Source organism: Bradyrhizobium cytisi (assembly GCF_008123515.1).
Lineage (GTDB): Bacteria > Pseudomonadota > Alphaproteobacteria > Rhizobiales > Xanthobacteraceae > Bradyrhizobium > Bradyrhizobium cytisi.
On record NZ_VSSR01000083.1, the window covers coordinates 16685 to 39386 of the forward strand.

Annotated in this window: 15 protein-coding genes and 1 pseudogene; 10 read left to right on the top strand and 6 right to left on the bottom strand. The window is 60.9% G+C overall.

Annotated features, from left to right (window positions below):
* Nucleotides 1-47 precede the first annotated feature (47 nt).
* The 10 genes from FXB38_RS38275 to FXB38_RS38335 all read left to right on the top strand — a co-directional run bounded on the left by FXB38_RS38275 (nucleotide 48) and on the right by FXB38_RS38335 (nucleotide 14754).
* A complete protein-coding gene (locus tag FXB38_RS38275) occupies nucleotides 48-1202 on the top strand; it encodes an 8-amino-7-oxononanoate synthase (RefSeq protein ID WP_148756104.1) in 1155 nt (384 codons plus the stop codon).
* The gene (bioD, locus tag FXB38_RS38280) at nucleotides 1199-1831 is read left to right on the top strand and encodes a dethiobiotin synthase (RefSeq protein ID WP_148756105.1); all 633 of its coding nucleotides are present in this window, start codon (nucleotides 1199-1201) and stop codon (nucleotides 1829-1831) included. The genes FXB38_RS38275 and bioD overlap by 4 nt, the downstream gene beginning before the upstream one ends.
* Entirely contained in the window at nucleotides 1828-3093 is a 1266-nt protein-coding gene (locus tag FXB38_RS38285; protein WP_148756106.1) for an adenosylmethionine--8-amino-7-oxononanoate transaminase, read from the top strand. Before bioD ends, FXB38_RS38285 begins: the two co-directional genes overlap by 4 nt.
* A gap of 1208 nt (nucleotides 3094-4301) precedes the next feature.
* Complete coding sequence (gene panB / locus FXB38_RS38295) at nucleotides 4302-5174, top strand: 3-methyl-2-oxobutanoate hydroxymethyltransferase (protein ID WP_148756108.1); 873 nt, start codon at nucleotides 4302-4304, stop codon at nucleotides 5172-5174.
* Between the two features lie 13 nt (nucleotides 5175-5187).
* The gene (gene panC, locus FXB38_RS38300; RefSeq protein WP_148756109.1) at nucleotides 5188-6039 is read left to right on the top strand and encodes a pantoate--beta-alanine ligase; all 852 of its coding nucleotides are present in this window, start codon (nucleotides 5188-5190) and stop codon (nucleotides 6037-6039) included.
* Nucleotides 6040-7267: 1228 nt separating this feature from the next.
* The gene (locus FXB38_RS38315) at nucleotides 7268-7468 is read left to right on the top strand and encodes a hypothetical protein (protein WP_148756111.1); all 201 of its coding nucleotides are present in this window, start codon (nucleotides 7268-7270) and stop codon (nucleotides 7466-7468) included.
* Between the two features lie 435 nt (nucleotides 7469-7903).
* Complete coding sequence (locus FXB38_RS44720) at nucleotides 7904-8032, top strand: hypothetical protein (RefSeq protein ID WP_283812806.1); 129 nt, start codon at nucleotides 7904-7906, stop codon at nucleotides 8030-8032.
* A gap of 1117 nt (nucleotides 8033-9149) precedes the next feature.
* The gene (locus tag FXB38_RS38325) at nucleotides 9150-11069 is read left to right on the top strand and encodes a methyl-accepting chemotaxis protein (RefSeq protein ID WP_187435442.1); all 1920 of its coding nucleotides are present in this window, start codon (nucleotides 9150-9152) and stop codon (nucleotides 11067-11069) included.
* Between the two features lie 1125 nt (nucleotides 11070-12194).
* The gene (locus tag FXB38_RS38330; RefSeq protein ID WP_148756139.1) at nucleotides 12195-12968 is read left to right on the top strand and encodes a polysaccharide deacetylase family protein; all 774 of its coding nucleotides are present in this window, start codon (nucleotides 12195-12197) and stop codon (nucleotides 12966-12968) included.
* Nucleotides 12969-14181: 1213 nt separating this feature from the next.
* Nucleotides 14182-14754, top strand: a complete 573-nt coding sequence (locus tag FXB38_RS38335) for a GNAT family N-acetyltransferase (protein ID WP_148756113.1) — start codon at nucleotides 14182-14184, stop codon at nucleotides 14752-14754.
* Nucleotides 14755-15235: 481 nt separating this feature from the next.
* Here FXB38_RS38335 and FXB38_RS38345 read toward each other — a convergent pair.
* From FXB38_RS38345 to hypF, 6 genes and pseudogenes are all read right to left on the bottom strand, one after another.
* Nucleotides 15236-16330 (bottom strand): annotated as a pseudogene (locus FXB38_RS38345) (sigma-54-dependent transcriptional regulator); the annotation flags it as partial.
* Entirely contained in the window at nucleotides 16327-18027 is a 1701-nt protein-coding gene (locus FXB38_RS38350) for a hydrogenase maturation protein (RefSeq protein ID WP_148756114.1), read from the bottom strand. The pseudogene FXB38_RS38345 and the gene FXB38_RS38350, both read right to left, overlap by 4 nt.
* A gap of 8 nt (nucleotides 18028-18035) precedes the next feature.
* Entirely contained in the window at nucleotides 18036-19076 is a 1041-nt protein-coding gene (gene hypE / locus FXB38_RS38355; RefSeq protein ID WP_148756115.1) for a hydrogenase expression/formation protein HypE, read from the bottom strand.
* Nucleotides 19073-20215, bottom strand: coding sequence for a hydrogenase formation protein HypD (gene hypD, locus FXB38_RS38360; protein WP_148756116.1), 1143 nt, complete (start codon nucleotides 20213-20215; stop codon nucleotides 19073-19075). The genes hypE and hypD overlap by 4 nt, the downstream gene beginning before the upstream one ends.
* On the bottom strand, nucleotides 20212-20448 hold the full coding sequence (locus FXB38_RS38365; protein WP_085398637.1) for a HypC/HybG/HupF family hydrogenase formation chaperone: 237 nt from the start codon (nucleotides 20446-20448) through the stop codon (nucleotides 20212-20214). The genes hypD and FXB38_RS38365 overlap by 4 nt, the downstream gene beginning before the upstream one ends.
* The gene (gene hypF / locus FXB38_RS38370) at nucleotides 20448-22700 is read right to left on the bottom strand and encodes a carbamoyltransferase HypF (protein ID WP_187435444.1); all 2253 of its coding nucleotides are present in this window, start codon (nucleotides 22698-22700) and stop codon (nucleotides 20448-20450) included. Before hypF ends, FXB38_RS38365 begins: the two co-directional genes overlap by 1 nt.
* Nucleotides 22701-22702: the final 2 nt, after the last annotated feature.

Consider the following 22702-nt stretch of genomic DNA (forward strand, 5'->3'; position numbering starts at 1 on the left):
GGCCATCAGAACTTTCGCGAGATCGACCGCTACTTTGCGAGTGAAGAATGAATTCAATCCACACGGCCAAAGTTGGCGACTATGTCGCGGCCTTGCATGCCCTGAAGGTAGACAACCGGCTGCGTGGCCTCAAGCCGCGCGCGGGCATCGATTTTGCGTCGAACGATTATCTGGCGCTCGCGAGCGCGCCGCGGATGAAAAAGGCTGTCTCCGCCGCGCTCGAGGCCGGCACACCGATCGGAGCCGGCGGGTCGCGGCTTCTGCGCGGCAATTGCGAGGAACACGAAACTCTCGAAAAAGAAGCGGCTCAGTTCTTTGGGGCTGAGACGGCGCTATTCTTTGGTGGCGGTTATGTCGCAAATTTTGCCGTCCTAACAACGCTGCCGCAGCGGGGCGATCTGCTTGTTCTCGATTCTCTGGTGCACGCCAGTATTCATGAAGGCGCACGCGCTGGCCGTGCCGAGTTTCGGATAAGCGCCCATAATGATCCCCAATCGATCGAAGACACAATTCGTGACTGGCGGGCGGAGGGCGGAACGGGCCGCGTCTGGATCGTGGTCGAAAGTCTCTACAGCATGGATGGCGATTTCGCACCGCTCGAAGACCTGGTCGCGATCGCGGACCGGTACGGCGCGTTCTTGATGGTGGATGAGGCTCATGCCACGGGCGTTTACGGCGAGCGGGGACGGGGGCTCACCGCCCCCTATGAAGGGCGCGAAAATCTCCTGGTCGTTCATACCTGCGGCAAGGCGCTGGGTGCAGCTGGTGCGCTTGTCACTGTCTCCGGCGTGCTGCGCGACTTCATGATCAATCGCTGCCGTCCCTTTATCTTCGCCACCGCACCCTCACCGCTGATGGCTGTTGCCGTGCGGGAGGCACTCTTCATCCTGCAACATGAACCTGAGCGGCAGCAGCGTCTGGCCAAGCTGGTCGCGTTCACGCATCGGGAGGTGGGTTTGCGCGGTTGGCGAAGTCCTTCGGCCTCGCAGATCGTGCCGTATATCGTTGGCGACAACGCACGAGCGATCCGACTTGCCTCCGCATTGCAGGCTCGCGGTTTCGATATCCGCGGAATCCGGCCGCCGACCGTGCCGGCGGGCACGGCCCGTTTGCGAATTTCACTGACGCTCAACGCTGGGGAGGATGACGTGCGTGCAATGCTCGATGCTCTGTTCGAGGAGACGAGAGGTGAAGCTCAATGAGTCAGCAGATCGTGGTCACAGGCACAGATACCGGCATCGGGAAGACGGTCCTTTCTGCGGGGCTCGCCGATCTTCTTGGCGCGAGCTATTGGAAACCGATTCAGGCCGGCCTTGAAGGAGAGACCGATACTGAGCTCGTCGCGCGACTGGGCAATCTCTCGTCCGATCGCATCGTGCCGGAGCGTTATCGCCTTCAAACGCCCGCTTCGCCCCATCATTCCGCCGAAATTGATGGAATTCGCATCGAGCCAGATTTGCTCGATGTGCCGGACACCGGGGAGCGACCGTTAGTGATTGAGGGCGCTGGCGGCTTGATGGTCCCGCTGAGTGGCGAGACACTCTGCATTGATGTCTTCGAGCGGTGGCGGCTTCCAGTCGTGCTTTGCGCGAGCACGGCACTGGGCACCATCAATCATTCGCTGCTGTCGATAGAGGCTCTGCGAAAGCGCCAGATCCCCATTCTTGGGATTGCCTTCATCGGCGAAAGAAATGCTGAGATTCAGACTGCAATTCGCGAGATCGGGCGGGTGCGTTGGTTAGGGCGATTACCCTGGCTTTCGCCTCTCACGGCAGACACGCTGCAGGCCGCGTTCAAAACCTCGTTCCGTGCTGATGATTTCAAGAGATGACGCCAAAGACGAGGTCGCCAATCTGGCATCCGTTCACGCAACACGCCCTTCATGACGAGATGACAAGGGTTGTCCGCGGCGATGGTGCTTATCTCCACACCGCGGATGGTCGTCGAATCGTGGACTCAATCTCATCCTGGTGGGTCGTGACCCATGGTCATTGCCATCCACATATCGTCAGCGCCATTCAGAACCAGGCAGGCAAGCTGAACCAGATCATCTTCGCTGGCTACACTCACGATCCGGCTGAGGAGGTTGCCGCACTGCTTTTGAAAGTCGCACCCCCTGGTCTTGACTATGTCTTCTTCTCTGACAGTGGCTCAGCCAGTGTGGAAGTCGCCTTGAAGATGGCACTCGGCTATTGGCATAATATCGGGAAACAGCGAATACGCCTTGTCGTGATGCAACATTCTTACCACGGCGATACGGTTGGGGCGATGTCGGTCGGTGCCCGTGGCGTGTTCAACGCGGCCTATGGGTCCCTGCTGTTCGACGTGACGTCAATCCCGTTCCCGACGAGAGGTCATGAACAGGCGACGCTCGATGCGCTCGAGTCTGCATGTCGAAACGAAATTCCGGCAGCTTTTATTGTGGAGCCTCTGATATTGGGGGTGGGCGGAATGCTGATGTACCCAGCCTGGGTGCTAAGAGAGATGAAGCGGATCTGCGAGGCCTCGGACGTCCTGTTCATTGCCGACGAGGTCATGACAGGTTGGGGGCGCACCGGAACATTGTTCGCCTGCGAACAGGCCAATGTCACTCCCGATATCGCCTGCTATTCGAAAGGCCTCACGGGAGGGGCGCTTCCGCTCGCAGTGACACTTTGCCGCGCTGATATTTTCGACGCGCATTATTCGAAAGATCGGACGCGTACGTTCTTTCATTCGAGTTCATATACGGCAAATCCTGTGGCCTGCGCCGCGGCAAAGGCCAACCTGGATCTCTGGCAAGATCCGGAATCTCGCCAACGTGTGGCGTCGGTCGCCACGATGCAAGAGCAGGCAATTGAGCCATTCCGCGCCGACCCGCGCTTTGCAAACGTCCGTCGGACCGGCACGATTACAGCACTCGATCTGAAAACGAAGGATGCAGGCTATCTCGCGGGCGTCGGTCCGAAGCTTCAGGCTTTCTTTAAAGACCGAAATCTGCTGCTGCGCCCGCTCGGCAATACAATCTATGTAATGCCACCATATTGCGTCACAGGGGCAGATCTTGATGAAATCTACGTCGGCATCAGAGATGCCGCCGATGCGCTAGCTTAAGGCGCGCTTGGCGTGTATAGCGAGCGGGAACCCAAGGTTCGACCGTCGGGTTTCGGATTGCCGTCCTTTAACCGCGTAAAGGCAAAGAGGTGGCCCTGATAGCTGCAGATGAGTTGCTGTACGCGGCCCGTCGGCGACAGTCGAATTCCGTCAAGCAAAGCCGCCCGCACGCGGCATTTAAGCGTCAACACGCGACTCATTGCATTAATCAAGATGGAAATATCGTTACAGTCAACAATTAAGACTTGGCCGGCGAAGCACCCCGATGGAGCGTGCCGCTTTGCCAAGGAGGCGCAATTCAGAGCTCAAACTCTTGCGCCCGGTGTCCGCACAGCCGCGAGACTAGGCATCGCCAGCGTCGCACTTCACGTGCGGGCAAGGTGCTGCAGCGAAGAAAGAGGGGCTATTCACCTAATGCCGACAGGAGGCGAGGAATGCGCAACAGCTCTCATAGTTCGCACCGCGGTTCAGTAAGGTGCTGCGCGATATGCGGTGGAAGGTTCGGGCTGATCCGTTATTACTGCTGGCGAACGGCCCTTTGCTCCAAGAATTGCGTCGACCGCTTCAAGGCGCGGCAGGAGGCCGACCATCAATGGTTTCGCTGGTTGCGAGCGGCTTAATACATGGCGACCACGCTATGAAATTTATACTCGTGAATCAAAGGACCCCGCGCGGCTACAGAACCTGCACCGAATGTTCTCGGTTCTTAGGTCCGGGTTACGTGCGAGAGGTGGTAACGCGGAGAGAATATTGCAACTACGATTGCTACCGACGCTGTCACTTAATGGACATCGCCTTCCCGTACCTTACAGCGCGTGCCGATTCTGATTTCGACGCGAAAGATCTCGTTCCTCTTGGGCTCGCAGCCTTGCTGGGTGCGGCTTCGTTGTGGTTTCAGGTTGGGGCGGCCTCGATGTCATGGATCAACACAGCCGCGCATGCCGACGAGCCGTCCGCGGCTGAGCGACCTCCCTCGGCTTAAGCTGGGCTGAGTCGCGCGGTGTGCGCCAGCGTGACCCAAAGCCGCTCCGCATAAGAACGGCTGAGAAGTTCTTATTTGATGATCGCGCAATCATTGGAGGTTTTGATGCGTCTGTCCGTGACCCTGGAGAGGTAATTTCCTTTTTTCCTCTCCCCATTGACAGCTTCCTCTCGCCTTCCCAAGGAAGCGCCGACTCCAAGCATGCGGGGGTGGATCGGGATCTAAGATGAGCCACATTTCAGAGCCGCCTGTAGAACGCGTCACGATTCCGGTCCTGCAGCGATGGAAGGAGGAGGGGCGTCGTATCGCGATGACCACCGCTTACGACGCGGTTACAGCACGCATCGCCGATCCGATCGTGGATATCATCCTTGTTGGCGACAGCGTCGGCAATGTCTGCCTTGGATTCGACAACACGCTGCCGGTCAGCATGGCGATGATGAACCATCATCTCGAGGCTGTTGCGCGTACAAGGCCCCGTGCCCTGCTAGTGGCCGATATGCCCTTTCTTAGCTTTCACCTCAGTCCCGAGGAGACGATACGCAATGCCGGGGGGTTCCTGCAGCGCGGTGCCGACGCTGTCAAACTCGAGGGGGGTGCCAAGCGTATCGAGATGGTGCGCGCCCTGGTCGATTGCGAAATTCCTGTGATGGGCCATCTCGGCCTGACTCCGCAGAGCGTCAATGTCATGGGTGGGTTCAAGGTGCAGGGCCGGAAGGCCGATGACGCCTTGCGCCTGCTCGATGACGCCCACCGTCTACAGGAGGCCGGCTGTTTCGCTCTCGTCCTGGAGGGTATTCCGGCTGAACTCGCGGCGCGAGCGACCGAATCCCTGAGGATACCGACCATTGGAATCGGTGCGGGTCCTGGCTGCTCAGGCCAAGTGCTCGTCTTTCACGATGTGCTGGGATTGACTGAAGGTCATCGCCCCAAATTTGTTCGCGCCTATGCCAATGGTTTCCAGTTGTTACAGGAGGCCCTGTCGCGTTGGGCAGCCGATGTCCGCAACGGTGCATTCCCGACATCGCAAGAGTCCTATCGGCTTCCTGAAGGCCTTCGCGACACGGTCGCGAACTGGACACCCTCCAATCCAACCTGATGTAAATCACAACATGCAAACGATCACGACGGTCGCAGAGCTTCGTCGCGCGCTCGCAGAGGTTCGCAGCGCCGATAGACGCGTCGGACTTGTACCGACGATGGGCTATCTACACGACGGCCATCTGGCGCTGGTCGCGGCCAGCCGGACGCAATGCGACGTCACCGTAGTTAGCATCTTCGTCAATCCCACTCAGTTCGGGCCAAATGAGGATCTCAGCACCTATCCGCGCGACTTCCTGCGCGATCAAGAGCTGTGTCGCGATGCCGGCGTTGCGATCGTCTTTGCGCCGGATATACAGGAGATCTATCCGGCTCAATTTGAGACCTTCGTCGAACCGGGCGAGCTCGCAAAACCAATGTGCGGAGCTTTCAGGCCTGGGCATTTTCGTGGGGTGGCGACTGTCGTTGGCAAGCTGTTCAACATGGTGCAGCCCGATGTCGCGTTTTTTGGACAAAAGGATTTTCAGCAATGCGCGGTGGTGCGCCGCATGGCAATTGACCTCAACCTTCCAATTGAGATCATCACCGCACAAACTGTACGGGAACCGGATGGACTCGCGATGAGCAGTCGCAACCGCTATCTAAGCGAGGAAGAACGTCGGCGCGCTCTTGCCATCAGCCGTGGGCTATTCGCCGCAGCGGATAAGTTTCGCTCAGGAGAGCGCGACGCGGAACAGCTGATTGCGATCGCAAGGGAGCAGTTGAATACAGTCGATCGGCTGCAGTACCTTGAGCTTGTCGACGCTGATACGCTCAAGCCAGCCGAGAGTCCTCTGCGGCGTACCGCTGCACTATGCGCCGCAGCCTATGTCGGCTCGACACGTCTGATCGACAACGTGATACTGCCGTTGCCAAATCCTTAGCGTTACTCACAACCAAACGACGGAATGAGCTCAGAAATACTGATGTTTGCAATGAATGGGTGAATTCGTGGACGAACAGTTTTTGAGGGACCGGGCTCGGATTATTCGCGATCTAGCGGACAAGGCAGACCCCTTCATCAGAAAGAGACTACTGGACCTCGCGGAACGGTATGACAGACGTATTAGCCGGCCATCTCAGGCGATGAAGACGGTCCTGTCGAAACTTTCTGCAAATTGAATTTGGGAGCGCGATCTACGTTCCCACCCCTGTGGCGCTAGTCGATCAGAAATCCGGATCCGGCCCACCCGCCTATGGGCGAGGCGTGCTGTCGCTCTTGCCGCACCCGATTGAGACGTAGCCAATTCAAAAAGTCGATGACGCGTGAGAGACGATCTGGAGCCAGCTTCTTAATGACAGCCGACGGCAACCTTTCTTTCCGAGCCGCGCACACCGAAGCGCGGAGGCGGTTTATTACATTACGAAAGCGTCAATCGCCGGTCTTGCAGGGTCGTCCTATTCTTGGAACCAAATCGAGAATTGGATGCTTAAGCGTACGCCGGCATTTTACGAACAACTCATCGCCAACGGACGAATGACCGTGTGTCAGCACGACGGTGTTGTGGTTGGATTTGTCGACGCCGAGCCTGGTGAAGTAACTCGATTATTTATCTTGCCTGACGTAGCTGGTCTCGGACCCGGGCGGCGCCTTTTGGAGATTGGAATCGCGCCATAGCGGGCCAATAGGGCTCGAGGTGACGATTAATGCTGAGGGCTTCTACCGAAAGCATGGGTTCAGAAGCCTGGGCAGAGGCTATTTCTCTCACGGTCTCGGCGACGAGCCGATTGAGATCGTACATATGGAATTATGAATTCCGTTCTCCTTGCTGGGGTCGGCGAGTTCGCCTCCCAAAGGGTACCTCGCGTATGCCAACGTTAATCATCTGGCGATCTGCCGATGGCGGCCACGGCGACTTCTCCGGCCAGCACAAGCGCACCATCGATGCGGTGAAATCCATCGAAACGTAAGCGCGATCGCGGCTGGACACGCCGCAATCGAACACCGGCACGAGCCGAGAAAACGTGCGTTGGGAGAAGCAGAAAGAGAAGGTGGAGACCGCTCTGTGGCGGGGCGCGGCAGTCGCAGATTTCTTACCCGATCAAACACACTTGAACCGCGAAACGCGAAATGTGCATTATCTTTCTCACTAGGGAGGGGGAGATCTCCAAATGTTGGATGCCGCTACCACCGCGCTTCTGCGCGCGATCCTCGACGAGGTCTGCGAGAGCCTTTCTCCGCATGATACCGGTGCCCGCACTTACGTCGCCTCGAAGCTTCTGGAAGCCGCCATCGGAGGTGAGACGACGCCCGACCACCTCAAACAGATCGGCCGCGAAGCCCTTTCCGAAAGACCGACCATGTGGAGGTAGGCGTAGACAACATGATGGTGTCACTCAGTTGAATTTCCAGATCACAGTTCTGAAGATCCTGGTGAGCTATCTGGACGAGGCCGCACCGATGCTATAAGCGTGACATGGCCATTTTGGCGATCGCCTGCCTTGCCCGCGTTGGCCCAAACGTTGACGCCATGACCGCACGGAAAAACTTTGCATTCTGCTGAGCTGGCGCAGATTTTCGCCGATGCGAGGGCCCTGATTAGCGAATTTCGCTTTTAGGAAGCCGATAAATGTTACTGCAAGAGATGCTGATAAGCCGAACCCTGAGAACCGACTATCTTGTCGGTAGACTCGACGCGGCTCCTAGTTATCTCTCTCCATACGAACGACTGGAACCATCTGACGAAGCCTGAGTGGAGGTGAGGATGCGCCCCAAGGGACGAATCCGATCAAATGGGAGACCTTTGGATGCCGTACTACTCTTTTGATCTTGTGATTGACGAGGAGTACGAGAATCAAGGCGGCCTCATTCTCGAAAACATCGAGGTTGCCTCCGACCGAGCGGACCAGCTCGCGACCGAGTACATCCGGACCTGAAGACCAAAGGCTGTGCGGTTCGGGTCACCAGCCCCGAGAACGCCGAGGTCTATCGCACGCCACTCGATCCGGTCCCGTCATGGATGAGACGTCAGCACTCAGCGTCGGCAGCGGCGGGCGACACTCGAAACGCTCGGTTTGGCTAATGGGAGGGGCGATCGCGCGTCCACGGCGAGGCGCCGTGACGTTCGCAGACAGTCGATCTGTCGAGGTCATCTACGGGCCATAGCGTCGACAGAATGGGCGCGAGATGGACGAGGAGAGATTCACTGCTTACTTGACTTGGTCGCCTGAACTTAAAAAGGGAGCCTCGATGAGGCGACCGGGGCCTGGCCTTGTTTCCTAACAGCGTTCCACGCGTTTTTCCCGTTAAGAACCTGCTGAATCCTGCATATCAACCGGCACCTTGTTGGATGCGGAAAAAGGCCGCGCGAACATTACGCGCGGCCAAGTCAGGGAGGAAAACGCCCCAAGGGGCCATTGAAGGAGCATCGAGATGAGTAGATCGATCACTCATCGAGAGCTCCAAGCTTGTGAGAGAATCACCGTTGCGAGCGCTTCAATTATCTTTGATCCCGCGCATGAATGAGATCGGATAACCGAATTCAGCGCCGCTTGGCGGCGTTTTTCGCGCATGTTTCGCATCTTTTATGCGAAAATGATCAACGTGTCACACGCCGTGAGCTACTACCGACCTGTTCTGGCAGTTCGCATCTCATCGGCCTGTAAATTGATTTCCCGTTGATAGATCTGCAACGTGTCCTCAAGGCTATGTAGCGCGCCTCGGACCGCTTTTGCCCAGCGAGCTTGGCTCCTTATCATCGCGGCGCAAAGCTCGTCGGGGCCAGTGCGCTCGCCACGACGCCGAGCAATAGTGCTTCACCTACACTGCGAGTTCAGGATTTCGAAATCAATGTAATTTAATTGGCAGGTTGTCATCGACCAAATGAAGTACTCTCCCGTTTAGCTCAATATAGAAAAGCGCCCGTCGCACTCGCGATAACAAGCACTGCGCGTGGCATGAACTCATTGAAGGGGTAAAATGAGTAAAATTGCTACGAGGATTTTCGGGCAATCAAAGGGCTGCCGTGGCTTACGCATTGGATTGCGCGGCCAAATGGCCCTGCTCGGGATTTCCGGGGTCCTCGTCACCGGTGCAATCTGCGCCGCCGCCCTGAATTATGCGAGCCTGGTCCAGCGCGATTCGAATCACAGCAACCAATTCAAAGCCAATGTCGCATCATTGTCGCAAAGCTTTCTCGAGTCCCGACAAATCGCGAGCGATTTCCTGCGCAAGCCCAGTGAAGTGTCGATCAAGAAGTATGCGAACAATTATGAGCGGCAGCTCGCAGACTTGAGTCGCGTCGAAGCATTTTTGACGGCTTTGCCGGAGGTTGACCCGCTGAGGCAGGCAACCTTCCTGCGGCCGGCGATCAATCTCTATGCAACGCGCTTTCAGAACGTAGTCTCGGCGCAACGCAACCTCGGCTTTAACGAGGACGACGGATTTCACGGCAAGCTGGGCAAAGCCGTGCACACCATCGAACAACGTCTGGCAGAGCTGAACCAGCCACGCCTGACCATCTTGATGCTGATGATGCGCCGGCACGAGAAAGACTTCATCTTGCGCGGCGAAGACAAATATGGCGATCAACTGGTGGACCGGGCGGCGGAATTCGAAACCGCGCTCGCGCAATCCAGCCTACCGGCTGAGATGAAATCCCAGATCCTCGAGCTGATCCGCGCATACAAGTCGAATTTCGTTTCGTTCATGGTGACACAGCAGACGCTGAGCGACCAGGTCGACGATCTCGCACAGATTTACGACCGCATTCGCCCGACGCTCGCGAAGATCATGGCTGCCGCTGACGCGAATTCGCAGGCTGCGGAAATACGAGCTGAAGAAATCCGGCGGAAGCTGATCTGGGTGATCGGGCTTGCAACGATGGTCGTGGGCCTGCTCGCCTTTCTGTTCGGCCAGCGTATTGCCAAAACGGTCGCTTCGATGACGGCAGCCATGCGCCAGCTCGGCGACGGTCGCTTCGATGTGGTTCTCCCGGGCCTTGGCCGAAAGGATGAGCTTGGCGAGATGGCTGAAGCAGTCGAAATGTTCAAGCTGAGAGCTCGCGAGAAGGCGCAGGCCGAGCTCGACGCAAAGGCCGAACAGGATCGCACCGCTGCCGAGCAGCGTAAGGCCGATATCGCTCGGCTCGCCGGCGAATTCGAAGCCGCCGTAGGCAAGGTGATCGACACTGTCTCGTCGGCCTCCACAAAACTTGAAGTCTCCGCACGCAGCCTTACCAGTTCGGCTGATCACAGCCGGCAACTCTCCATAGAGGTCGCCTCCTCATCGGAGGATGCGTCTGAAAACGTTCAACGTGTCGCATCCGCGACGGGCGAAATGGCGGCAACCATCGCCGATGTGGGCCGGCGGGTCGAAGAAGTGGCCAATATGGCGCGCGAAGCGGTTCGCAAGGCCGAACTCAGCGACCGGCGCATGGTTCATTTGGCGGCCGCGGCGGAGCGAATCGGCAGCGTGGTCCAGCTGATCGCCGCGATCGCGCGGCAAACCAATTTGCTCGCGCTGAATGCGACGATTGAAGCCGCGCGCGCCGGCGATCGCGGCAGAGGTTTCGCGGTTGTCGCCCAGGAAGTGAAATCGCTCGCGACGCAAACCGCGCACGCGACCCTTGAGATCACCGAGCACATTGGCGGCATTCAGGCCGCGACGACTGAGTCGGTCGGCGCGCTTACCGAAATCGGCGTCATCATCGGCCGCATCTCGGACATCGCCATGACCGTGGTCGATTCGATCGGGGAACAAGAGGCGACCAGCAAGAACATCGCGTTCAATTTGCAGGAAGCGGCGACCAGGACTACCCAGGTGGCAGCGAGCGCCGGTGAAGTCACCAACCGCGCAAAGGAAACCGGAGGGGCTTCGATGCAGGTGCTGATGTCTGCCGAACTGCTATCTGAGGAAAGCTCTCGGCTGAAGCACGAACTAGACAGCTACCTGGGCAGGGTTCAAGCGGCTTAAATCGGCGTGTCAACGTCGCAGGCTCTCCACGCCTGAAATGTGACCTTTCTTCCGCAGCCAAGTTGCCCCATCTGTTCTCGGATCGGCGTGTAAATGCTAGGTGTTCAATCTGACCGAGTGTCTTAGAGCTGCAAACGCGGAAGCGCTGAGCACTCCTGCGGTTCTCATGCGCGGTTTCTTTATCTCCGCCGCAAGACGGCGGAGCGAGCCGTAACCACGCTGGAAAAATGCTTTCGCTCCTAACAACAGCAGGAATAATGCGCTGGTTTTGAATATTAATTTATGTGCTGATCGGTCAAACGGCGCAACGCAGCCATTGCTGCTCTCTCTTCTGCGGTGCAATCGAGGGTATTTCATGCGCAATCATGACGTTGTTTCCAGTAGCTTCCTGGCGCTGACCGCGGCCGGCCTCGCGCTGCTCCGCTCGAGCCTGCTCGTCTTTTCCTTCGCTTAGCGGCTGCATCCGACGACGAGGAACCGATCGACATCGAGCATATGGAATTGTGAGCCGATGGTCTTGCTGCGGTGAAGGACGCTGAGCGTCGGCATCCAGCAGGCGTTCTGCAGCATTGGCGGCTCCGTGGCAAAGCCGCCGTTTCTAAGCGGTTTCGATCAATATCATGTCCTCTGGGAGGAAGATCGTCGTCTCATGAAGGTGACGGTATTGCCAGTCAGTCGCTGTAATTGTCGATCGCTGGAGCGCCGACTGCAAGCCGACAGTCGTTGGTGAAATCCGTCGAAAAAGCGCATTAGAACGCGAAATTCGAGCGTCAGTGCCGGGCCATTGCATGAATCAATATCGCCATGTGGCTACTGTGCAGGAGCAAACGTAATCATTTCACGATGAGACCGGCAAAGTACAACGGCGCGTTTAAACCCATTCCAATTCGACGAAGCACAAATGATGTGGCTGCAATCTGATGCGCTCGGGAACGAAGTCGTCCGATCCGAGCGCCGGTCCATTGCGATGGGGCAGCTAGTCCGGAATGGAAAACGAGGCGGCTGAAGCCATCGGCATGCTGATGTAACTGCAGCCATGACGGCAGGACTAACTTGTTCAAGGCCGCAACCAGACACCTGTTCGGGTACGACCTCGATGGCAGATGTCTGCACGAATGGACCCTGCTGCTTGTGAGCGCCGCGACGGCGGTGCTTGCCGGCATCACGGCTGCGGAGGCGGCCGACTGTCCGCGCAAAGACGCGCTTGGGACCTCGCGCGTGCTCGCCGTTGACGCCAAGACTCATCCGCGGGTCGGACTGAAGAGCTTTCCTCAGACCCTGCCCTTGGCCGACCACGAGGTCGTGCTGACCTTCGACGACGGGCCCCGGCCGCCGTACACGGAAAAGGTGCTGGCGGCGCTCGCGCAGGAGTGCGTCCGAGCCACGTTCTTCCTGGTCGGCAAGTCGTCAGCCCAATTTCCCGAGCTCGTGCGGCGCGCCGCTGCGCAAGGCCATACCATAGCGCACCACACTTGGTCGCATTTGTTGGCGTCGAAGATCAGCTTCGAGAAGGCGAAAGAGGACATCGACCGCGGGATTGCGGCCGACGAAATGGCGCTCCATGGCATATCGACAATGGCGCCCTCGACGCCGTTCTTCCGCTTCCCCAATTTCGACTCGACGCCTAAGATGCTCGATCTTCTTCAGGATCGGGGCATTGTCGTATTCGGAGCGGACCTGTGGGCCAGCGACTGGGAGGAAATGACGCCAGACCAGGAGCTGAAGCTCATCACCAGCCGATTGAATGCTGAGGGGAAGGGCATCATTCTGTTTCACGACGCCAAGGCACATACCGCCGCGATGATGCCCGCGTTCCTACGGTACCTGCACGACAACGGCTATCACGTTGTTCACATCGTTCCGACGGCGCTGCTGCAGAGGAATGCCGATACGCATTGATGGCAAATGTCACGGCGGGCGCAGAATGGAGTAATCCCGAATCAACTAAGCCTTCGTTCATGCTAGCCGGCGGAGGGCGAATCGCGCTTCAGCCGTTTCGGGCCCGCTCTGTCACAGGAAGGCTACGAACCGCAAAGTGACGTAGTAGGTTACTTCAGACGTCTGCCCCATCCCTGCCGCTTGCGCGCCGGCAGGAGTGCTAGGCGCGCATAGCCCGGTATCTTCGTCGTGCAGCACTACCTGATTCTGGAATGGCAGAAGCCCCCCGCTTCATCGATGACCTAAGCAATCTTCTGCTGAAATGCCGCGACCGTCTTACGCTGTAACGCGTGTCCGCAAGCATTAGAACAGTCTTCCAAAAACAGATCCGCAAAGTGATCCAAGGGAACGATAGAGTCGATCTCGCACGACACGGCCTGACGATACTCTCAGAAAGCATTGAATCGCAATGCGATGGCTCGCCGTGAACCCCGCTCAACAGGACGGGACATTGTCTATTCGAAAAACACGAGAGAAGCGGGCCTCAATCGCGAACTCAACGACCAAGTTGCACCCGGTCGTCGGACGTCCGCGATGTTCTTCATCGCGCGGCAATAAATGGCGCGTCCGATGAGAAATTAAAAAAACTGATTATCTAAACACAGGAAAAAGCAGTGTGTCTTTGACTCGCGCGTTCGACAAGTTTCTGAGAGCATTGATCTCAGGCAATGCTGCTGGTCAGGGACGCTCATGATGCCAAACAACATCTTCGACAAGAGTAATTCGGTTATCACCGCAGGCCGATGAGCGTTCCTTCCGCGACGCGCGCAGCCATCGCAATGGGGCCGCTGAACGTCATTGCTCGGGATTGGATCAGGAAAATCGCTGATCGGCCCGCCGCTCGAGCTGCCCTACAAGGGGGAGAGTTGATCCAAATCCGTGTTCGCAAGCGGTCAGCCGCACTCCTGCAACGTCCGAGCATGAACACGATGGGGGTGACACGCAGGTCCAAAGAAGGAGGGCTCCGTGCGACCATTACGATGTTTGACAAATTATCGTTCGGTTTTCTGAGATATTTTTGGAGCGGCACGAGGACGCTATCACCTCAATGTGAACTAGAGCGTCATCTGACTTTCAACCGTGCGGCGTATCTGCTTTGAATCGGGTGCTGCGGCAGCCTCCGTCCGCCGCTGGACCAGGTCGTATGTTGGTTAAACTTGGAAGAGGATATGACATGGTGACCACGCGTGAAGTGTCTATCGATGACGCCACAACGGTGACCCACATGGTTGCTGCCCTACTTGCCGAACTTGAGGGCGGTCAAATGCAAAACGGACTAGATACCCAGCTTGTTGTCGACCTCCTGGCGATGAAAGAGCGCGTCTATGGGTTTCTGGCTTTCACGGAGGCACGCCCGGTCGGCCTCATTATGTTGTCGGAAAGCGCTGCGCTTTTTGCGCGCGGAACCTACGGCATTATCACCGAACTCTATGTGGTGCCGGATCAGCGATCGTCTGGGATCGCGATGCGTCTCATTGAGGCTGCGGTGGGCCTGGGGACGGTAAAGGACTGGGGCCAGCTTGAAGTGGGGGCGCCGAGGCAACCCATGTGGAGCCGTAGCCCCACCTCAGCATTGTACTTGAAGGCCGGTTTTGCAGAGATCGGCCCACGCCTCAAATTGCCGTTGCACGGCTTAGCCAGTCATCGTGCGAAATGTAATGCTGCAGGGCGATCGCGATTATATCCTCGGCGGCAACACGCACTCTGCCGCGGTGTGCCGGATTCATCTTCTGCGAGATTTGCGTGAGCGTCGATTTGCCGGCGCCCGGTTGACCCGCGACGAAGTTTGTAATGCCGGCTTGTCGCGCGCGGTGAGCGATCGGCAATTGTCGGAGGAGATCCTGGCGGACGCGGTCGAGGCGGCGCTGAGGCTTGCGAATGGGCCGTGATCCGTTGGAACCTCCGTTGGCGATGTGTGGCAATTTCCTGGTGGCTGCAATGAATCTCCGGCCGGAGCAACAATACGAAACTTGATGTGCCCGCACCGGCCGGGTTAGCGTTTCGCGCGGCCTTAGAACTTCCCCAAGTTCGCTTAGTTCGCACTGGATCGCCGCCTGGGTCTCTCAGGCGGCGGTCCGGATCAAAGCCCGTCAGGGGCTCCCTCCATCTCGTCATTTCGTCGCAGGGCGCGGCGCCATTGTCGGCATTGCCGCCTTGGCCATGATGAAACATGATGGGCCTTGGCCGGAGACGACTTGTCTTCGGGAAGGTGGAGATGACACCGAACGCGCAAAGCGCAGATTCGGCCGGTTGAAGGAGCTCTTGACCGCCGACAGCACGCCCTCCGCAATCAGCGGGATGTCCATCGGGCGCTCGCGTAGCGCCGGCATGTGCACCGGGAATGCGGCGAGGCGGTAGTACAGGTCGCGCCGGAAGCGACCGGCCTCGACCTCGGCCTCCAGGTCGCGGTTGGTCGCCGCCACCACGCGAACGTCGACCTTGCGCACGCGCTGCGCGCCGAGCGGCCGGATCTTGCTCTCCTGCAGCACACGCAGCAGCTTGACCTGGAACGCCGGGGAGGTCTCGCCGATCTCGTCGAGGAAGATCGTGCCGCCATCGGCGACCTCGAACAGGCCGATGCGATCCTGGTAGGCGCCGGTGAAGGCGCCCTTCTTGCAACCGAACAGCGCGCTTTCCAAGAGCTCGTCCGGCAGCGCGCCGCAGTTCTCGACCACGAACGCCTTGTTGGCCCGCGCCGAGCCGTAATGGATCACGCGGGCCAGAAGCTCCTTGCCGGTGCCGGATTCTCCGGTGATCAGAACCGAGATATCGTAGTCGGCGGCGCGCCTGCCGAGCTCGATCACGGCGTGCATCGGGCTTTCCGTCGAATGCACGATGCGGTCGAAATCGTAGAGCTGCTTGGCCACTCCGCGCTTGACCGAGACGAGCTTCTTGATGTGCCCCGAGGTCGCCTTGACGTCGACGCCGGCGGTCTCGGTCTCCTTCTGCAGCCGATAGAGCTGAACCGCGTCCTTGACGGTTTCGACCAGTTGGTCAGGCTGCCAGGGCTTGGTGATGTATTGATAGATGCCGGCCTCGTTCAGTCCTGCGATGATGTCCTCGGGCTCCGAATAGCCGGAAATGATCATCCGCACCGGATCCGGCCAGAGCTCGCGGACGCGCTTCAGGAAGCTCACGCCGGATTCGTGCGGCATCCGCTAGTCGCAGAGGATCGCGTGGACGATCTCGCCCTCCAGCAGCTTCTCCGCATCGGTCGCATTGCCGACGCAGAGCACCTCGAAATCCTCCCTGAGCACGCGCCGCAGCGCGTCCTGCGAGCGGACCTCGTCGTCGACGACGAGAATGGTTCCCTGAATGCTCACGATGGCACCGCCATGCCGACAGGCCGATCTGGTGCACGCCGGGACCGGTGACCAGCGATGGTCAGCGGCGTGCGCGACTTCGGCACCTTGTGGATGAAATTGTAGCGCGCGACGTGGTAGCTCGGATCGAAGCCGTAGAAATTCAGCTTCATCCGCCGCAGCTCCTCGTCGCGGTAGGATTGCAGGGGCTTCTCGGCCTCATCGGCGGCGCGCCGCTGCCGCTTGGCGGCGAGGCGCATGGCAAAGCCGGCATCCGACGCCATGGTGGCGCCGCGCTGTACGAGGCTTATATCGGCAAGCTCCTCGCCCGATAGCACGCGATCGACGATGCCGAGGCGCCGCGCCTCCGCCACGCCCATCGGGAGCCGGCATTGCGTGATCCGGGTTGCGTTCGCGGCGCCCGCACGGCGCGGCAGCAGATAGGTCCAGTATTCCGAGCCGTAAAGATTGCCCATGTCCTTGTAATGCGGATTGAGGACGATCTGGTCGCTTGCCCAGACCTCGTCGGCGGCAAGACTCAGGAAGACGCCGCCCGCACCCGCATTGCCGCGAATGACCGAGACGACCAGGCGGTCGGTGGTCTCGATGATCGCGCGGGCAAGATCGTCGATCGCATTGATGTTGCGCCAGGACTCATCCGCGGGGCTGTCGGCCGCCTCGATTTCTGCAAGATGAATGCCGTTCGACCAATAATCCCGGCCGCCGGTCAGGAGCAGCACCCTGGTCGGGCGCGCCAGCGCCGCGCGATAGGCCTCGAGCAGGGCCTCACAGTCGCCGGTCGCCATGGCGCCGTTGTAGAAGGAGAACGCGAGCGCGCCGACCTCGCCATGCTCGCGATACCGGATCGGGGCGTAGCCGCAGCCGGGCCGGTGCGGCAGATGCGCCGCCTCGGCGGCGAAGAGTTTCGCCGCCGGCAGCTTCAGGCTCTTCGGCGCGAGCTTCCTGACATGCCCGATCCAGACCGCACCATCGACCGTGGCGCGCGCCAGCGCGCCGTCGCATTGCGCGACGACGGTGCCGGGCACGCCGGAGATGCCGTGCGCCTCATGCGCATCGAACAGCCTGACCTCCTGGAAGGACAGGCTGTCGACCAGGCCCGGCATGCCGTCGGCGCTGTCGATCTTGCGCAGCACGGTCGCGGTGGTGTCGTGCTGCCAGTCGATCGCCCGGCCCGCCTGGCGGCAAGGTCCGCGCACGCGAATGCGCGGGTCGTCCGTGTCCATCGGCTGCGGGGCAGGCCGTCCGGATTCGATCGCCGCGACGGCTTCGAGCACCGCCGCAACCGCGCAGGACGTCACCTCATTGCGGTAGATGCTGGACTTAGGCGCGCGCCGCATCGGGAAGCTGCGGAACGCCCAGACCGGACCGGCGTCGAACTCGCCATCCGCCTGCAAGACCGTGACGCCCCACTCGCTTGCACCGTCCAGAATCGTCCAGTCGAGCGCCGCCGGACCGCGATCGCCGGGCGGACCGGGATGGACGACCAGGCACCGCAGGCTGCGCCAGACGTCGTTGGGAATCGCCTGCTTCAGGAACGGCGCGATCACAAGGTCCGGCCGATGCAGCGCCACGCTCTCGCGCGTGACCTCGGCATGGATGTCGAGCTCGACCGCGACATCGTGGCCTCGATCCCTGAGCTCGACATGCAGCCGCTGCGTCAGGCTGTTGAAGGAATGCGACAGGAGCAGGATGCGCATGATTTGCCTCAACAGATTCTCGGCAATTGCTCGCCCGACAGCCAGTCGACGATCCGCCCGCCGCCGAAGCTCGTGGCCATCTGCACGAAATGATGATCGTCGGCCACGGCCTCGCCGATGTCGGCGGCGTCGCGGCCAAGCGGATGCGCCCGCATCGCGGCCAGCACTGCAGCAGCATTTTCGGGCGCCACGATCGCGACCAGCTTGCCCTCATTGGCGACATGGAGCGGATCGAGCCCGAGCAGCTCGCACGCTGCCGCGACGCCCGGCTTGACCGGGATCGCCTCCTCGCGAAGATGGAAGCCGAGGTCGGACTGCCGGGCGATCTCGTTCAGCGTGGCGGCAAGCCCGCCGCGGGTGGGATCGCGCATCAGGCGGATGCCGCGGCCGCCGGCTTCGACCATCTTCGCGACGAGATCGTTCAGCGCCGCCGAATCCGAGACGATCTCGGTCTCAAAGGCGAGATTCTGCCGCTTCGACATGATCGCCACGCCGTGATCGCCGAGCGTGCCCGAGATCAGGACGCGATCGCCGACGCGGGCATTCTCCGCCGAGAGATCGAGCCCGTGGGGCACGACCCCGACGCCGGCGGTCGAGATGAACAGGCCGTCGGCCTTGCCGCGCTCGACCACCTTGGTGTCGCCGGTGACGATGTGAACGCCGGCCGTGCGCGCAGCCTCGCCCATCGATTCCGCGATCATCTTGAGGTCGGTGAAGCGGAAGCCTTCCTCGATGATAAAGCTTGCAGAGAGGTAGAGCGGGCGTGCACCGGCCATGGCGATATCGTTGACGGTGCCGTGCACTGCAAGCGAGCCGATATTGCCGCCGGGGAAGAACAGCGGCGAGACCACATAGCCGTCGGTCGTCATCACCATGCGCCCGGCACCAACGTCGAATGCCGACTGGTCGTTGCCGCGCGCCAGCCATTCATTGCCGAAGGCCTCGTGGAACAGACCCGAGATCAACTGCGCCATGGCCCGGCCGCCCGAGCCGTGGGACAGGTCGACGCAGCCGTTCCTGATGTCGAGCTTGCGCTGGTAGGCCTTCATGACACGCGCCTTTGCTGGTGGTCGCGGAAGCGGCCATAGGTCCAGTATGCGGCGCAGGCGCCTTCGGAGGAGACCATGCAGGAGCCCATGGGCGTCTCCGGCGTGCAGACGGTGCCGAACAGCTTGCAGTCGACCGGCTTCTTCACGCCGCGCAGGATGGCGCCGCATTCGCAGGCGGGATTGTCGTCGACGCGCAGCTCGTGCATGTCGAAGCGCACCTCGGCGTCGTATATGGCGTAAGCGCGCTTCAGCTTCAGCCCGCTATAGGGAACCTGTCCGAGCCCCCGCCATTCGAACTGATCGCGCAGCTCGAAGATGTCGGAGACCTCCTCCTTGGCGCGCAGATTGCCGTCGCGGTTCACCGCGCGGCTGTACTGGTTCTCGACCTCGTGCCTATCCTCGTTGACCTGCCGCACCAGCATCAGGATCGCCTGCATCATGTCGAGCGGCTCGAAGCCCGCGATCACTACGGGCTTGCCGAACTCCTCGGCAAAGAACTCGTAAGGGGCCGTGCCGATGATCGTCGAGACATGGGCCGGCCCGACGAAACCGTCGATCTCGACCCGGCCGATGTTGCGGATGTCGGGACTTTCCAGGATGTTCTGCATCGCCGGCGGCGTCAGCACGTGGTTGCAGAACACGGTGAAGTTTTCGAGCTGCTTCTTCTCCGCCAGCCGGATCATGACTGCAGTCGGCGGCGTCGTGGTCTCGAAGCCGATGGCGAAGAACACGACCTCGCGTCCGGGATTGTCCTCGGCGATCCGGATCGCGTCGATGGTGGAATAGACCATGCGGATGTCGGCGCCGCGCGCCTTCGCCTTCAACAGCGATGCGCCCTGCGAGCCGGGAACGCGCATCAGGTCGCCATAGACGCACAGGATGACGTCCGGCCGCTCGGCGAGCCGGATCGCCATGTCGATGCGTCCGCCCGGCAGCACGCACACCGGACAGCCGGGGCCGTGGATCATCCGCACGTTCTTCGGCAGCATGTCCTCGAGGCCGTAACGCGAGATCGCGTGGGTATGGCCGCCGCAGAATTCCATGAAGCGATAGAGCTTTTGCGGATCGGCTTCCGCGCGGATCGCTTTCGCAAGCCCGAGCGCGATCTCCTTGTCGCGAAACTCGTCGGCATATTTCATGACGCGGCTCCCTGCCCCTCGGCGCTAAGCTCGCGCAGCAGCTCGAGCGTCCGCATTGCCTCCTCCGGATCGATCTTCGTCAGGGCATAGCCGACATGGATGATCACATAGTCGCCGACGGCCAGATTCTCGATCAAGGCGACCGATATCTCCTTGCTGACGCCGTCGATCGAGACGATCGCCATCTCGTCGGGCAGGAGCTTCGTGACCTCAGCAGGTATCGCGAGACACATCAGGCGGTTCCTTCCAGGCCGTACTGTTCGAGTTGGAGCGTGGCGATCCAGGCCTGGCCGAGGCTGAGACCGCCGTCATTGGGCGGCACTTGCCGCGGCAGCAGCGGCAAGAGACCGGCGGCGATACAGCCGCGCTCGATCTCGCAACTGAGGATCGCGTTGAGAAAGCAGCCGCCGCTCAGGGCGACGGTCGTGACGTCGGTCTCGCGCGCCGCACGGGCGATCCAGTCGACGCAGGCAGCGGCGAGCGTGCCATGGAACAGCCCGGCCCCCTCGACCGGATCGATGCCCTCGGCCGCAAGGCGCGCAAGCAACGGAAACAGGGACAGCACCCCATCCTCGATCGTCCAGCCGTCTTTCATGGAGCGCGGCGCGCGAACCCGCGCCTCCAGTTTCATCGCGGCTTCGCCCTCATAGCTCTGCACCTGGCAAAGACCGAGCAGCCCCGCCGCCGCGTCGAACAGCCGGCCGGCGCTGGTCGTCACCGGTACGCCCGGCTGGTCGAGCAAGGCATGGAGACGCGCAGCCTGCGGCTGCGCCGCAAACCGGGTCGCGATCGCGTTGCCGCGGGCCAGGCCATGCAATGCGCTTGCAGCCATGCGCCACGGCTCGCGCGCGGCGCGATCGCTGCCCGCCATCTTCATCGGCGCCAGATGGCCGAGCCGCCGGAACTGCGCGCGCTCGCACAGCAGGAGCTCGCCCCCCCAATTGCCGCCGTCGCTGCCCTGGCCGAAGCCGTCGAGCACCAGCGCCAACGCAGATGCCGCGAGGCCATGCTCCGCCATCACGGAGGCGGCATGGGCATGATGGTGCTGGACTGCGATCAGCCGCCGCCCGCTCGCTTCGGCGAAGCGGGTCGAGGCTATGTTCGGGTGCAGATCATGGGCGATAACCGCCGGCTCGACGTCCAGCGTCGACAGCAGGTGGCCGATGGTTTCCTCGAAGACACGGACGCCTTCGGCGGTGTCGAGGTCGCCGACGTGCTGGGAAACGAAGGCCTCGCTGCCGCGCGTGACCGTCACGGTCGACTTCAACGCGCCGCCGACCGCAAGGATCGGCGGCACCGGTCGCGCCAGCCGAACCGGCTCCGGCACGTAGCCGCGGGCACGGCGGCTGAACTGCGTCCGGCCGGCGACGACGGCCGCTACGGAATCGTCGGCGCGGGTGACGATGTCGCGATCATGGCTGACGATGAGGTCGGCGATGCCGGCAAGCCGCAGCTCGGCCTCGCGATTGTCGATCAGAAGCGGCTCGCCGCCGGGATTGGCGCTGGTGGCGACGATCGCCCAGCTCTCGCCGGCGAGCGGATGCGCCGCATCCAGCGCCTCGAAGATCAAATGAAGGAGCGGAGTGACCGGCAGCGCGATGCCGATCCGCGCCAGCTCCGGCGCGATCGCCGGCGAGAGCCGATGGCGCGATGTCATCAGCACGATCGGCCGCGGCGACGTCTCGAGCAAGGCGAGCTCGGCAGCATCGGCGTCGGCGATGCCGGCGACCGCGTCCACCGAGCCGACCATGACGGCAAACGGCTTCTGGTCGCGCTGCTTGCGCTGGCGCAGGCGCTGCACGGCCGCCTCGTCCCGGGCATCGCAGACGAGCTGATAACCGCCGAGCCCCTTGACTGCGACGATCTTGCCTGCGGCGATCGCGGCAGCGATGTCCTCGATACCGTGGCTGAGCCGCGGGCCGCATTGCGGGCAGGCGATCGCTTCGGCATGGAAGCGGCGGCTGTCGGGATCGGCATAGTCGCCCGCACAGGCCTTGCACATCGCAAAGCGCTTCATGGCCGTGGTCGCGCGGTCGTAAGGAAGCCGCTCGGCAATGGTATAGCGCGGACCGCAATGGGTGCAGTTGACGAAGGGGTAGCGATAGAACCGGCTGGCTGGATCGAACAGCTCGCTCAGGCATTTTGGACAGGTCGCGGCATCGGCGACGATGCGTGTCGACACCCTGCCCTGGTCGCTCGCGCGGATATAAAACCCCTCGCTCGCCACCGCCCCGACCGGCTGCACCGAGATCTCGTCGATCCGGGCGAGCGGCGGCTTTTCCAGCGGCAGTGCCCTGACGAAGTCCGACGCGCGCTCGCCCTCGACCTCGATGACGACGCCATGGGAATCGTTGGCGACGAAGCCGCCGAGGCGGTAGCGCGTGGCGAGGCCGTAGACATAGGGGCGAAAGCCGACGCCCTGTACCGCGCCGCGCACGTGCAGGCGCAGCCGCCGTCCGTCCCGCGCCGTGGCCTCGCCGCCCATCG